This window comes from Actinoplanes sp. NPDC051343, assembly GCF_044455125.1.
Taxonomy (GTDB): domain Bacteria; phylum Actinomycetota; class Actinomycetes; order Mycobacteriales; family Micromonosporaceae; genus Actinoplanes.
In genome coordinates this window covers 302,680-315,542 of the sequence record NZ_JBITEL010000013.1, presented here as the reverse complement: position 1 = coordinate 315,542, position 12,863 = coordinate 302,680, and the positions used below count along the sequence as shown (strand labels likewise).

12 protein-coding genes are annotated in these 12,863 nt (G+C 72.2%); 7 read left to right on the top strand and 5 right to left on the bottom strand.

The features are described 5' to 3' along the window. Positions 1–91 precede the first annotated feature (91 nt). Positions 92–883, bottom strand: coding sequence for an alpha/beta hydrolase (locus ACIA5C_RS36965; RefSeq protein WP_396063496.1), 792 nt, complete (start codon positions 881–883; stop codon positions 92–94). 10 nt (positions 884–893) lie between these two features. Continuing rightward, a complete protein-coding gene (locus ACIA5C_RS36960) occupies positions 894–1,175 on the bottom strand; it encodes a hypothetical protein (protein ID WP_396063522.1) in 282 nt (93 codons plus the stop codon). A 106-nt stretch (positions 1,176–1,281) separates the two neighbouring features. Between ACIA5C_RS36960 and ACIA5C_RS36955 the strand changes: the two genes are divergently transcribed. The 3 genes from ACIA5C_RS36955 to ACIA5C_RS36945 are packed head-to-tail and all read left to right on the top strand — an operon-like array spanning position 1,282 to position 4,941. Beyond that, complete coding sequence (locus ACIA5C_RS36955; protein WP_396063494.1) at positions 1,282–2,775, top strand: aldehyde dehydrogenase family protein; 1,494 nt, start codon at positions 1,282–1,284, stop codon at positions 2,773–2,775. A 19-nt stretch (positions 2,776–2,794) separates the two neighbouring features. Further along, positions 2,795–3,436: an ATP-binding cassette domain-containing protein gene (locus tag ACIA5C_RS36950; RefSeq protein ID WP_396063492.1), complete on the top strand. Its 642-nt coding sequence runs from the start codon at positions 2,795–2,797 to the stop codon at positions 3,434–3,436. Continuing rightward, complete coding sequence (locus ACIA5C_RS36945; RefSeq protein WP_396063490.1) at positions 3,433–4,941, top strand: DUF6297 family protein; 1,509 nt, start codon at positions 3,433–3,435, stop codon at positions 4,939–4,941. Before ACIA5C_RS36950 ends, ACIA5C_RS36945 begins: the two co-directional genes overlap by 4 nt. Here the strand turns inward: ACIA5C_RS36945 and nucS are convergent. After that, positions 4,938–5,597, bottom strand: coding sequence for an endonuclease NucS (gene nucS, locus ACIA5C_RS36940; RefSeq protein ID WP_396063488.1), 660 nt, complete (start codon positions 5,595–5,597; stop codon positions 4,938–4,940). The genes ACIA5C_RS36945 and nucS overlap by 4 nt on opposite strands. A gap of 52 nt (positions 5,598–5,649) precedes the next feature. Between nucS and ACIA5C_RS36935 the strand changes: the two genes are divergently transcribed. Genes ACIA5C_RS36935 through ACIA5C_RS36920 form a run of 4 tightly spaced genes read left to right on the top strand, consistent with a single transcriptional unit; the run spans position 5,650 to position 11,145 of the window. Further along, positions 5,650–6,276 (top strand): DUF4126 domain-containing protein, encoded by a 627-nt coding sequence (locus tag ACIA5C_RS36935; RefSeq protein WP_396063486.1) that lies wholly within the window; start codon positions 5,650–5,652, stop codon positions 6,274–6,276. Between the two features lie 8 nt (positions 6,277–6,284). Then, entirely contained in the window at positions 6,285–7,727 is a 1,443-nt protein-coding gene (locus ACIA5C_RS36930; RefSeq protein ID WP_396063484.1) for a hypothetical protein, read from the top strand. Between the two features lie 57 nt (positions 7,728–7,784). After that, entirely contained in the window at positions 7,785–10,400 is a 2,616-nt protein-coding gene (locus ACIA5C_RS36925; RefSeq protein WP_396063482.1) for an FtsK/SpoIIIE domain-containing protein, read from the top strand. Further along, complete coding sequence (locus tag ACIA5C_RS36920) at positions 10,393–11,145, top strand: hypothetical protein (RefSeq protein ID WP_396063480.1); 753 nt, start codon at positions 10,393–10,395, stop codon at positions 11,143–11,145. Before ACIA5C_RS36925 ends, ACIA5C_RS36920 begins: the two co-directional genes overlap by 8 nt. 419 nt (positions 11,146–11,564) lie before the next feature. Here ACIA5C_RS36920 and ACIA5C_RS36915 read toward each other — a convergent pair whose 3' ends face one another. Next, positions 11,565–11,891 carry a hypothetical protein gene (locus ACIA5C_RS36915; protein WP_396063478.1) on the bottom strand — a complete coding sequence of 109 codons (327 nt, stop codon included), beginning with the start codon at positions 11,889–11,891 and terminating at the stop codon, positions 11,565–11,567. A 54-nt stretch (positions 11,892–11,945) separates the two neighbouring features. Beyond that, positions 11,946–12,794 carry a 3-hydroxyacyl-CoA dehydrogenase family protein gene (locus ACIA5C_RS36910; protein WP_396063476.1) on the bottom strand — a complete coding sequence of 283 codons (849 nt, stop codon included), beginning with the start codon at positions 12,792–12,794 and terminating at the stop codon, positions 11,946–11,948. Positions 12,795–12,863: the final 69 nt, after the last annotated feature.

Sequence of the window (12,863 nt, the reverse complement as noted above, 5' to 3'; positions counted from 1 at the left end):
GCAGCCCACGCCCATTCATCTGGACCAAGACTGCCGAAGAGATCCTCGAATCACTCGCACGGTTTTGCCAACGAATTTACGGCGCACCACACTAGTCGAGCGCTTTCGGGACGGGCACGTCGGCGAACGCGGCGACGCTCCGGTCGGCGTACGCGTTCATGTCGCCGGTCTCCATCGGGCCGTCCCAGGTCCGCGGCAGCGGAACTTCGACGTCCGGCGCGACCCGCCGCACGACCTCGTCGAGCACCTTCTCGGCGTCGCCGACCCACAGATGCTTGGCCCCGGCCACCGGCACGACCTCGGCCTGCGGAATGGCGGCGAAACGTGCCAGCGCCTCGGGCGGCCGCAGGTAGTCGTCGAACTCCGGAATCAGCGCGGTCAGCCGTTTGCCGTCGGCCGCCCACGCGGCCAGGTGTGAGGCCTCGCTGAACCGCAGCGGCGGCGAGAGCAGGATTGCCCCCCGCACGGCCGGGTCGAGCCCGTGCATGAGCGTGAGGTCGGTGCCGAACGACCAGCCGAGCAACCAGATGTTCGGCAGGTCCGCGAACTCGGCGTACTCGATCGCGGCGGCCACGTCGTAGCGCTCGTCGACGCCGGACGAGAACGTGCCCTCGCTGGTGCCGCGGACGCTGCTCGTGCCCCGGGTGTTGAACCGCAGCACGGCCACCCCGGCCAGCGCGGGCAGGCGCCAGGCGGCCTTGCGGAAGACGTGGCTGTCCATCATGCCGCCGTGGGTCGGCAGCGGGTGCAGGCAGACCAGCGTGGCGACCGGGTCGCGGTCGAGCGGCGTGGCCAGCTCACCGACCAGCGTGAGCCCGTCGGCGGTCTGCAACTCGATGTCCTCCCGGTTCGCGGGGAGGATCGAGTTCGCGCGAATATTCATAAGGAGATCCTTACCCATAGCGCGGCGCGTTGCGCGACCGCTCCACGTTCGGGCCGCGCCGGTCACGCGCCTTCCAGCAGCCGGTGTGCCAGTGCCGCCGGTCGCTCTCGTCGCCCCGCCCGTCGATCGGCCAGGCCACCACGTGCGCCACGCCGGGCCGGATCTCCTGCATGCAGCCGGGGCACCGGTAGGTCTTGGCCGCCGCCCCGCCGAAGATCGAACGGACCATCCACTCGCCGTCCTGCCACTGCTGAACGCCCTCGATGCCCTTGCGGACACGCTCGTCGGTCAGCGCGGACGGCGGCGTCGCCGACGCGTCACGGCGGCGAGGATGGTTACGGCGGGGGCTCACGTTTCAAGGGTACGGGTGAGGCCGTACGCGATTTAGACTCACGTTCATGACCGCTACCCGTGTGCCAGGCGTGCCGGAGATCGAAGACGGCGTGCTCATCTCCACCAACCCGGCCACCGGCGAGGAGGCCGGCCGGGTGCCGGCCGCCGACGCCGACGCGGTCGCCGCCACGGTGGCCCGCGCCCGGCAGGCCGCCGCCTGGTGGCAGGGCCTCGGTTTCACCGGCCGCAAGGCGCGGCTGCTGCGCTGGCGCACCCTGCTCACCCAGCGGATCGAGGAACTGGCCCGGATCACCGGGCAGGAGACCGGCAAGCCGGAGGCCGACGCGATCGTCGAGGCGGTCGGCGCCATCGAGCACATCGACTGGGCCGCCCACCACGCCAAGGCGGTGCTCGGCCCACGCCGCACCCGCACCCGCCTGCTGACCGCCGAGCATGTCGGACACATCGAATACCTGCCGTACGGTGTGGTCGGCGTGATCGGCCCCTGGAACTATCCGATCCTCACGCCGATCGGCCCGATCAGCAGCGCACTGGCCGCCGGCAATGTGGTCGTCTTCAAGCCCAGCGAATACACCCCGATCGTCGGCCAATGGCTGGCCGACACGTTCGCCGAGGTGGTGGGAGAGCAGCCGGTGCTACAGGTCGTGCACGGCATGGGCGACGTGGGTGGCGCGCTGTGCCGCTCCGGGGTGGGCAAGGTCTCGTTCACCGGGTCGACCGCGACCGCCAAGAAGGTGATGGCCGCGTGCGCGGAAAACCTGGTCCCGGTCGTGATCGAGGCGGGCGGCAAGGACGCGCTGATCGTCGACGCCGACGCCGACATCCCGGCCGCCGCCGAGGCCGCGGTCTGGGGTTCGATGACCAACGCCGGCCAGACCTGCATCGGCATCGAGCGGGCGTACGTGGTGGCCCCGGTCTACGACCAGTTCGTGGCGGCCGTGGTCGAGAAGGCCGGCAAGCTGCGCACCGGCCACGAGATCGGCCCGATCACGATGCCCCGGCAGATCGACATCATCCGCGACCACATCGACGACGCCTTGGCCAAGGGCGGCCGGGCGGTGCTCGGCGGGGCCGGCGCGGTGCAGCCGCCCTACGTCGCGCCGACGGTGCTCGTCGACGTGCCCGCCGACTCGGCCGAGATCCGTGACGAGACGTTCGGCCCGACCCTGACGATCACCAAGGTCGCGGACACCGACGAGGCGGTCCGGCAGGCCAACGACACGCCGTACGGCTTGGGCGGCGCGGTCTTCGGCAAGGCCGACGCGGTGCGGATCGCCCGCCGGTTGCGGGCCGGCATGGTCGCGGTCAACTCGTCACTGACCTTCGTCGGCATGGGCAACCTGCCGTTCGGCGGGGTCGGCGACTCCGGCTTCGGCCGCATCCACGGCGAGGACGGGCTGCGCGAGTTCGCCCGGGCGAAGTCGATCACCGTACGCCGCGGCCCGTCGATGCTGCCCGCGATGACCTTCGAGCGCACCCCGGCCCAGGTCGCCCGGATCGTCAAAGCGGTGAAGCTCCTGTACGGGCGCAAACGGTAGGGCTGCTACCGTCCGTCACGTGGTAGATCAACCCGCCGTCGAGGTGGACGGGCTCTACGTCGCCTACGGCTCGACACCGGTGCTGGTCGACGTGTCGCTGCGCGTCCCGGCCGGCACCGGGGTCTGCGTGACCGGTGAGAACGGCATCGGCAAATCGACGCTGCTGCGCTGCGTGAGCAGCCTGCAGCGACCCGACCAGGGCAAGATCAAGATCTTCGGGAAGCCGGCCGGCTCGACTCCGGAGTTCTGGCGCCAGGTGGTGACCACCGTGGAGGCACCGACCTGGTACGCCGGTCTCACCGCGCGCGAGCACGCCGAACTGGTCTGCCGCGCCCACGGCGCCGATCCGGAGGAGGCCGGCGTCGACGAGGCGCTGGAGCGGCTGGGCCTGGCCGGGCACACCGACGCGATCCCGCCGTCGCTCTCGTCGGGGCAGAAGCAGCGGCTGACGCTCGCGCTCACCCTGCTGCGGCCCAGTTCGCTGCTCATCCTGGACGAACCGGAGCAGCGCCTCGACCCGGAGGGCCGGGCCACGGTCGCCGAAATGCTGGCCGAGTACGTGGCGAGCGGCGGCTCCCTGCTGATGGCCAGCCACGACGACGCCTTCGCCACGGCGAGCGGCGCCGCGATCACCGACATGGAGACGCTGGCCGCCTCATGACGCTCCAGCCGACCGATCTCCCCGCGCTGCGCAAGTGGATCCGGCAGCGCCAGACCGCCCACCGCGAGCGCGGCGCGACGGCCGGCAACATCTACTTCGTCGTCCTGTTCATCGCGATCGTCGGCGGCATGCTGCACAAGCAACTCGCCGTGATCTTCTGGCCCGCTCACCCGAACGCGTCCGAGCTGGCCGGCTTGGCCCTGCTCCTGACCGGGGTGGGCGCCATCTTCCTGGCCCTGCGCCGGCTCGGCCCGCTCGGTCTCAGCCGGCCGGCCGCGTCGTTCCTGCTCACCGCCCCGGTCAGCCGGCGGCGGCTGCTCGCACCCTCACTGCGCCTGGCCACCCTCGCGGCGGCGCTGGTCGGAGCACTCTTCGGGCTCGCGATCACCGGGCACGTCGCGTACCGGCCGATGCCCGGCGGCCTGGCCGCCGCCCTGCTCATCGGCAGTGCCCTGGCCGGCATCGTCCTCATGCTGCTCGCGCTGGCCACCCAGGCCGCTCGCACCTGGGCGCCGTGGGCCGACCGGCTGGCCGGCGTGGTGCTGGCGGCCGGCCTGGCCGGGTTCGTCGTCGACTCGGCCGTGCACGCACCGCGGGCCGGCACCGACTGGCCGATCAGGACCGCCGGGCTCGCGGCCGGTGCGCTGGCCGTGCTCGTGGTCGCGCTGATGACGGTCTCGGTGATCCGGCTCGGCCGCACCCCCAACGAGCGGATCCTCGAGTCCGCCCAGACCGCCGGCACGCTGCTGGACAGCGCGTTCGGGGTCGAGCCGTCGTTCGTGGCCGAGATGATCGAGCGGCGCTACTGGGCGAAGCGGGAGCTGCACTCGGTCCGGCTCTGGACGCGGGTGCCGGCGCTGGTCGCCCAGGACATCCTGCTCGCCCTGCGCCGCCCGCGCCGGCTGCTGTGGACGGTCGGGTCGGCCGCGCTGCCCGCCCTGCTCGCGCACTCCCAGGCCTGGGTGCTGGGGGCGGCGGTGCTGCTCGGCGGCATGTTCGCGGCCGGGGCCTCGACCGCCAACGTCCGCACCGACGCCGCCAACCCGGTGCTCCTGCGACTGCTCGGGCTCGACTCGCGGCAGGCGGTGTCGCAGCGGATCTGGGTGCCCGCCGTGCTGGCCACGATCTGGTCGACGCTCGCACTCGGCGTCCTGCAGGCGCTCGGCGACCTGCCGTCCGGCCAGTGGTGGGTGGTCGGGCTGGTGCTCGGCCCGGTCGGCGCGACGGCCGCGATCCGCAAGGCACGGGTCGGTTTCGTCCGCAACGACACGATGTCGTTCGACACCCAGATGGGCGTCTCGATCTCGCCCGGCCCGCTGTTCAAGGCCATCTTCGGGCCGGACGCGCTGCTGCTCGGCCTGCCGACGCTGCTGCAGATCGCCCAGGGCCACCCGATGACCTGGACTTTCGTGGTGGTGCAGGCGGTCGTCGGCGGGTTCGGCGCGCGGGCCTACATCGCCGGGACGACCGCGCACGACCGGGTCGAGCTGACCAACAACTATTAGAAGAGGGTCAGCTCGTTGCGCTCGGTGCCCCGCAGCTTGTCGTAGTTGACGACCACGCAGCGGATGCCCCGGTCGGTGGCCAGCACCCGGGCCTGCGGCTTGATCTCCTGGGCGGCGAAGATGCCGCTCACCGGGGTGAGCAGCGGGTCCCGGTTCATCAGCTCGAGGTAGCGGGTGAGCTGCTCGACCCCGTCGATCTCGCCCCGCCGTTTGACCTCGATCGCCACGGCCGCACCGGAAGCGTCCCGGCAGAGCAGGTCGACCGGGCCGATCGCGGTCATGAACTCGCGGCGTACGAGCGTGAAGCCCTCGCCGAAGGTCTCCGGGTGAGCCGCCAGCAGCTCTTGCAGGTGCGCCTCGACGCCGTCCTTCTGCAGGCCCGGGTCGATGCCCAGCTCGTACGAGGTGTCCTGGAAGATCTCCTCCAGGGTGATCCGCAGCTCCTCGCCCGCCTTGTTGACGACCTTCCACACCCCCGGCGCCTCCTGCAGCTTGCAGGGCGGACTCATCCAGTTGAGAGGCTTGTAGGCGCGGTCGTCGGCGTGGATCGACACCGACCCGTCCGCCTTCACCATGACCAGGCGCACTGCCGAGGGCAGGTGGGCCGAAAGTCGTCCGACGTAGTCCACGGAGCATTTCGCGATGACCAGACGCACCCGACGACAGTAGCGGAAGGCGTTCGTGGACTACGGATGCCATCCTGGTGTCGTGCTCGAAGCATTGACCGGAACCGGTCTGGCCGCATCCGCGGGCCTCAATGCCTATATCCCCCTGCTCGTGATGGGCCTGCTCGGCCGCTTCACCGACACGATCCAACTGCCGAACGGCTGGGCCTGGCTGTCCAACGGCTGGGTGCTGCTGATCCTGGCCGTCCTGCTGTCGATCGAGATGGTCGCCGACAAGGTTCCGGTGGTCGATCACGTCAACGACCTGGTGCAGACCGTGGTCCGGCCGACCGCGGGCGGTCTCGCCTTCGGGGCCGGCTCGGGCGCCAAGACGGTGACCGTCTCCGACCCGGGGTCGTTCTTCACCTCCCACCAGTGGGTTCCCGTCGTCGCCGGCGTGCTGATCGCGTTCTGCGTGCACGGCGTCAAGGCGGCCGCCCGCCCGGTGGTGAACGTCTCCACGGCCGGATTCGGCGCCCCGATCGTCAGCACCCTCGAGGATTTCGGCAGCGTCGCGATGTCGCTGCTGGCGGTGTTGCTGCCGGTCCTGGTGCTGGTCGGGCTGCTGCTGATGGTCTGGTTCGCGGTCTGGGTGGTGCGCCGGCGGCGGCGGAAGCGGGCCGGGAAGCAGCAGTTGTCGACTGTCGATACCCACCAGATCTTTGGTTGACTCTTCGCGTGCCCGCGATCGCCGTACCCGCCTTCGCCCTCACCTGGTGGCTCGCCTGCTATCTGGTCGGGCGTGACCCGGCCCGCGCGGCCGGGCGACGAGCCGCCGGGGCCCTGATCGCGTACGCGGCCGGCGTCATCGCCTGGACGCTCGCCCCGGGCAGCACCACCGCCGAGGTCCTCCTGGCCGTCCCGGCCCTGTTCTGGGCCGGTTCCGCGGTCGCCCTGCTGCCGTCGTTCGTGCCCGAGCGGCGCCAGATCGAGCGCGGCTGGCTGGTCGTGTCGGCGGCGTTCGTGGTGATCGCGGTGGTGCTGCCGCCGGCCGGGCGGCTGGTCGTGCTGGCTCCGCTGCTCGGCGGCCTGTCACTGCTCTGGCGGTTCCGCGACCAGGTCGAGCCGCGCCTGCTCCCGCTCGCGCTGAGCCTGGTCGCGGTGCTCTACGGCACCGCGCTCGCACTTCTGGTCGGCCCGGCCGACCTCGGCGCGCCCTGGCTGGCGATCGCCGCGATCGGGGTCGATGTGCTGATCCTGGGCTACCTGGTGGCGGTGGCCGAGGCGGTCGACGCGGGCGAGCGGCTGCGGCCCGACCTGAGCCGCTCGCTGGTCGCCGCGGTCGGCGGGCTGCTGCTGGTCGGCGGCCCGGTCATCCTGACCATGTTCGTGACCTCGTCACGGATGGTCGCGGTCTTCCAGTTCGCGGTGGTCGGCGTGGTGATGACGGCGATCGGGCTGGGCGGCCCGGTGCACCGCCTGCTCGACCGGGTCGCGTTCTGGTCCGACGAGCGGGTGCGAGCCGACCGGCACGCCTTGTTCCTGCTCGGCGAGGCACTGCCCCGGCGCCGCGAGCGCAGCCGGATGCTTGCGACCACCGAGGCCGACTTCCTGCAGTTCGTGCTCCAGGCTCTCGACAGCTACGGCGACCCGGGCCGGCTGCTGCGCAGCCCGCTGATCGACCTGCCCGCGGTCGATCGGCGCCTTCTCAAGATCCCGGTCGAGCAGCCGCTGGCCCGGGCCCACGGGTTGCGCCACGTGTTGGAGGAGGCGGTGGCCGGGCTGCGGCCGGCCGGAAAGTTCTCCACCGACGAGGAGTGGCGCCACTACAACGCGGTTTACTTCTGCTCCCTGCTCGGGCTTCAGCCATACTCCCGCCGCAAGAGCGAGAGCCTCTCGCGGCGCAAGAGCGAGAGCCTCTCGCGGCGCAAGAGCGAGAGCCTCTCGCGGCGCCAGAACGAGGGCCTCTCGCGGCGGCCGAGCGACGACCTCGACCTGGAGGCCCGTCGCACGATGGAGTGGATCCGGCAGTACGTTCCGCGCCATCTGCTGCGCCGCTGGCAGTCCGAGGGTGCGGCGCGGGTGGCCCGCGACCTGTGGGACGACATGGTCAGCACCGACCCCCGATGGCTGACCCGGCTGGCGGCCGGGAAGCGCCCGACCACGACACGCAGCACATAAGCCCACAGGAAGGGGCAAAATCCGTAAAATCCCCCTACGTGATTTCCGGGGGGTCGTGTGGGTAACCACCGCAACGCGCTCGTCGCCACCGTCCGCCAGGAACTGGCCGAGGCGCGCGGGGCCGCCCGGGCGGTACTGGCGGCCGCGGAGTCGGCCCGTGGCGAGGCACAGAATCGACGTCGGCTGGTGCGGGACGCGTACGCGACCTGCCTCAACCAGCTGGCCGACGCCCGCGATTCGGCCCGCCGCGACATCGAGCACCGCTACCAGCTGGAAACCGCCCGGCTCGCCGGGAACGTACGCCACCTGGCCGCGCTGAGCGCCTCCGGCGCGGCCGGCCTGCCCTGGCGGATGTGGTCGCCGACCGAACCCGAACCCGGCACCCGCCCCGGCCTGCTGCGCATCGGCACCTTCGGGCTCGACGACGCGGTCGCGCTGCCCGGCCTGGTCCCGCTGCTCGACGCCGCCCACCTCGAGCTGAGCGGCCCCCAGGCCACCGTCGACGGGATGATCACCGGCCTGCTGCTGCGCGCGCTCGGCAGCACCCGGCCGGGCGAGGTCCGGCTCACCGTCTACGACCCCGAGCACCTGGGTGGCACGCTCGCGTCGTTCGCGCCGCTCGGCATCTCGTTCGTCGGGCCGGGCGGGCTCGGCGGCATGCTCGACGGGCTGGTCGAGCACATCTGCCGGGTCAACGAGACGGTGCTGGCCGGCGAATACGTCTCGCTGGCCGATCTGAGCGCGGCCACGACCACCCGCACCGGGCCGCGAGCGGAACCCTGGCAGGTCGTGGTCCTGCTCGCCGACCGCGCCACCGCCGGCGAGCTGACCGCCGCACAGCGGGCGCAACTCGACCGCATCGTGCGCACGGGCGTGGCTTGCGGCGTACACCTGATCGTCCGGGGTTTAGAGCTCGCCGAGCACCCGACCGTGCGCCGCCTCGCCGTGCGTGACCAGACGGCGACCTGCGATCTGACCGGTGACCTGGAGATCCGCCTGGACCCGCCGCCCCCCGCCGATCAGGTGGCGGCGTTCTGCCGGGCGACCGCCGAACGCCTGCGCGCCGGGCCGCCACCGGCCCGGATGTCCGATCTGGAGCCGCCGAAGTTCTGGTCCGAGTCGTCGGCCCACGGCCTGATCGCGCCGATCGGCGACGGCACCGACGGCGGCGGCGGGCTCGTCGAGGTGCCGCTCGGCGACGATCCGCCGCATGCGCTCATCGGCGGCCCCTCCGGGTCCGGCAAGACCAACCTCCTGTACGCGTGGGTGGCCGCGCTCGCCACCCGCTACAGCCCGGAGGAACTGGCCCTCTACCTCCTCGACTTCAAGGAGGGTGTGTCGTTCGCCCGGTTCATGCCGGGGCCGCGCGACTCGAGCTGGCTTCCCCAGGTACGCCTGGCCGGGCTCAACGTCAACGGCGACCGCGAGTTCGGCCTGGCCATGCTGCGGCACCTGAGCGAGGAACTGCGCACCCGGGCCCAGGCGGCCAAGCGGCACGACGCGGCGAAGCTGTCCGAGCTGCGGGCCGAGGACCCGGCAGGTCATTGGCCGCGGATCGTCGCCGTGATCGACGAGTTCCAGGTGCTGCTGGCCGGCCGGGACGCGGTCGCCGACGAGGCGGTCACCCTGCTCGAGGATCTGGCCCGGCGCGGCCGCTCGCAGGGCATCCACCTGATCCTGGCCTCGCAGGACGTCTCCGGCATCGAGGCACTGTGGGGCCGCTCCGGCCTGATCGGACAGTTCACGCTGCGGATCGCTCTGCCCAAGGCCCGCCGCATCCTGGCCGACGAGAACCTGGCCGCCGCGGTGATCCCGCGCCACCACGCGGTCGTGAACGCCGAGTCGGGCGCCCCCGGCGCCAACCTGATCGTGCGGCTGCCGGACGCCGGCGACCGCACCGCCTGGCGCGGCCTGCAACGACGGCTCTGGCGAGCCCGCCCGGCCGGTTGCGAGCAGCCCCGGATCTTCGACGGCGACGCGGTGCCGCGGCTCCCTTCGTCGTGCCGGCCGTCCGGACCGGTGCCGCCCCTGGACGCGCCGGTGGGCTCCTCGCCCGGCGCGGTGCTCGGCGAGCGGATCGACGTGGCCGCCCGGCCGGCCCGGCTACGGCTGGGCCGGATGCCCGGGCGCAACCTGGCCGTCCTCGGCACCCGGGTCGAGGAGGCGTGCGACGTGCTCGCCGCGGCCGCGCTGTCGCTGGCCGCCCAGGGCCCGGCCCACTTCAGCGTGGTCTGCCTCGACCCGGACGCGGGCCGGGCGGCGGCCCGCCTGGTCGCCGAACTGCCGTCCGCCGACTGGTTCTCGGACCCGGCCGAGGTGCCGATCCTCGACCGCCCCCACTACGTGCTCGGCTACGCGCTCGACAACTGCAAGGACCCGGCCGCCCTGCGCCGGCTGCTGACCGAAGGCCCCGAGGAACGCACCCACGTGCTGGGCTGGTGGCGTTCGGTGGCCCGGCTGCGCGACAGCCTGGGCGGCCCGGGCGCGCGGCTCGACGCGATCGGGGCCTGGGTGGCACTCGACGTGCAGGGTGCCGACCTGGCCCCGCTGCACCCGCAGCCGGGCGGCCCGGTCTGGTACCCGCGCCACCGCCGGGGCCTGTTCTTCGACCGGTCGGTGCACCGCACCCCGGAAGTGATCATCCCGTACGAGGTGAACAGTGACCATGCGTGATCGCCGCCCGCCCGGCCACGACTACCAGCTGATGGTCAACGCGCTGGCCGAGGCCACCCGTAAACGCGACGACGAACTGACCGGCGCCGAACAGGCCTACCAGGCCAGTGCGGCCCAGGCCGCAGGCGAGCTGGCCCGCGCCGAGGGCGACGCCACGTCGGCCGACCGGTGGGCGGGCGCGGCCGCGGCCCAGGTGCTCGACATCGACCGCGAGGCGTCCCGGCTCTGGGATCAGCTGCGGCGGGCCCGCGGCTTGCGGGTGCGGGCGCTGGGCGAGGTCCCGGAGCCGGCGCCGGTCGAGTCACTGCCTCGGGTCGCGCTGCCGCGCAACCCTTCGGACCCGCTGACGTCGGTCGCGACCAACGGTCGCGAGTCTCCGCGTACGCTGCTGGCCCGCGCCGCCTCCCGCATCGACGACACGATCCGGCCGCTCGGCCGGCGCCCGCTGCCGCGCTGGGCCCTGGCCCTGCTGCCGCTGGCCGGCGCGGTGCTGGCGGCGATGGCGTCGCTGGTCGCGGCCGGACTGGTGACTTTCGGCAGCATCGGCATCTGGGGCGGCCCGGTCCTGCGTGGGCTCGGCTGGGCCACCTTCCTGGCCGCGCCGTCGGTCGGCGTGCCGATCGCGGCCCTGTTCGCCCGCCGCCGCCTGCGCGCCCGCCTCGACGTCGGCGGCGTCGGCCTGACCCTGCTCGGCGGCATGGTCGCCGCCACCCTGATCTCCCTGGCGTTCGCCGGCTCCCGCTAGCCGGGTGGCGGCGGCATGGTCGCCGTGACCCTGATCTCCCTGGCGTTCACCGGCTCCCGCTAGACGGGTGGCGGCGGCATGGTCGCCGCCACCCTGATCTCCCTGGCGTTCACCGGCTCCCGCTGACAGGCCCACCTCGGCCCGCGGGTCCCGGCGACCCAAAAAACACAAACCTCGTTCGCCCGGGTTGCTTTACGGACCCGCATCGAAACTCAACTCGCCGGACGAACTTTAGGACTGACACGTCTCTCGACGGCCGCCGGCGTACTCAGCGGCGAGTAGACGCCGGCCGCAACGTCCCCGACAACCTGGGCCCCGCCTCCCGGGCTGACCCTTGACTTCCCGGAGGCGGCCCCGGACCTCGGGCGCGGCCGAAGCCGGTCCCCCACCGTCCGCCCGGGGCGCAAACTATCGCCTGACTAGGCGGGCGGCTCGTCGCCGAACGCGACCTTCAGCACCGCGTGGGCGACCAGGATTGCCTGGTCCTTGGAGTCGTACGGCCCGAACCGCAGCTCGACCGCGTGGTTGCCGAACAGCGCCCGCACCGTCCAGCTGTCCGGGTGCCGGTCATCCTCGCGGCTGTGGTTGACGATGACCTGGGTGGCCGACCGCAGGTTCACGGCCGACCACTTCTCGCCGCCCTTGGGCCACGCCCGGAACCAGCCGGGCGCGACCGCCAGCGCCTCCTTGCGCGCCTCGGCCAGCGCCCACTGGGTGTCCTCCACCGCCGGTGCCTGCACCACCATGTCAGCCGCTCCCCCCGAGCCGAAATGTCGGAAAAAGGGTACAGCCGGTACTGCTCAGTAGGTGTAGAAACCCTTTCCGGTCTTGCGGCCCAGGTCACCGGCCGTCACCATGCGCTGCAGCAGCTCGGGCGGGAAGAACTTCTCGTCCTGGGTGTCGCGGTAGATGTTGCCGGCCGCGTTGAGCATCACGTCGAGGCCGGTGAGGTCGACGGTGGCGAGCGGGCCCATGGCGTGGCCGAAGCCGAGCTTCATCACCGTGTCGAGGTCGGCCGCGCTGACCACGCCCGACTCGACCAACTTGATCGCCTCGACCAGGATCGCCGAGAAGAGCCGGTTGGAGACGAAGCCGGCGACGTCCCGCTTGACCTCGACGCACGTCTTGCCGACCTCCTCGGCGAAGTTGCGTGCCGAGGCCAGCGTGTCGTCCGAGGTCTGGTAGCCGCGCACCAGCTCGACCAGCTTCATCATCGGCACCGGCGAGAAGAAGTGGATGCCGACCACCGACTCGGGGCGCTCGGTGACCGCGGCGATCTGGGTGATCGGAATGGCCGAGGTGTTGGTGCCGAGCACCGCGCCCGACTTGCAGATCTTGTCGAGAGCGCGGAAGACCTCGTGCTTGGCCTCGACCTTCTCGAAGATCGCCTCGACCACCACGTCGGCGTCGGCGGCCGAGTCCATGTCGGTGGTGGGGGTGATGCGCCCGAGCGTCGCCTCGACGTCCTGTTCGGCGATCTTTCCCTTGGCGGCGAACCGGTTCAACGAGTCGCGGATCGCCGTCATGCCGCGCTTGAGCGACGCGTCGTCAACGTCCCGCATGGTGACCTGCCAGCCGGCCTGCGCCGAGACCTGGGCGATGCCGGAACCCATCAGCCCGGAGCCGATGACCGCGAGTCGACCCGCCATGTGAACCCCTTCCAGAGCGATACCAGAACAGGACTCACCCTACTGAACGGAAACTCAGGAAGGGCACCT

Excerpts from the sequence above, each read along its gene's own strand:
- ACIA5C_RS36965 (WP_396063496.1), bottom strand. The coding sequence starts at position 883 with ATGAATATTCGCGCGAACTCGATCCTCCCCGCGAACCGGGAGGACATC.
- ACIA5C_RS36955 (WP_396063494.1), top strand. The coding sequence starts at position 1,282 with ATGACCGCTACCCGTGTGCCAGGCGTGCCGGAGATCGAAGACGGCGTG.
- ACIA5C_RS36945 (WP_396063490.1), top strand. The coding sequence starts at position 3,433 with ATGACGCTCCAGCCGACCGATCTCCCCGCGCTGCGCAAGTGGATCCGG.
- ACIA5C_RS36920 (WP_396063480.1), top strand. The coding sequence starts at position 10,393 with ATGCGTGATCGCCGCCCGCCCGGCCACGACTACCAGCTGATGGTCAAC.
- ACIA5C_RS36915 (WP_396063478.1), bottom strand. The coding sequence starts at position 11,891 with ATGGTGGTGCAGGCACCGGCGGTGGAGGACACCCAGTGGGCGCTGGCC.
- ACIA5C_RS36910 (WP_396063476.1), bottom strand. The coding sequence starts at position 12,794 with ATGGCGGGTCGACTCGCGGTCATCGGCTCCGGGCTGATGGGTTCCGGC.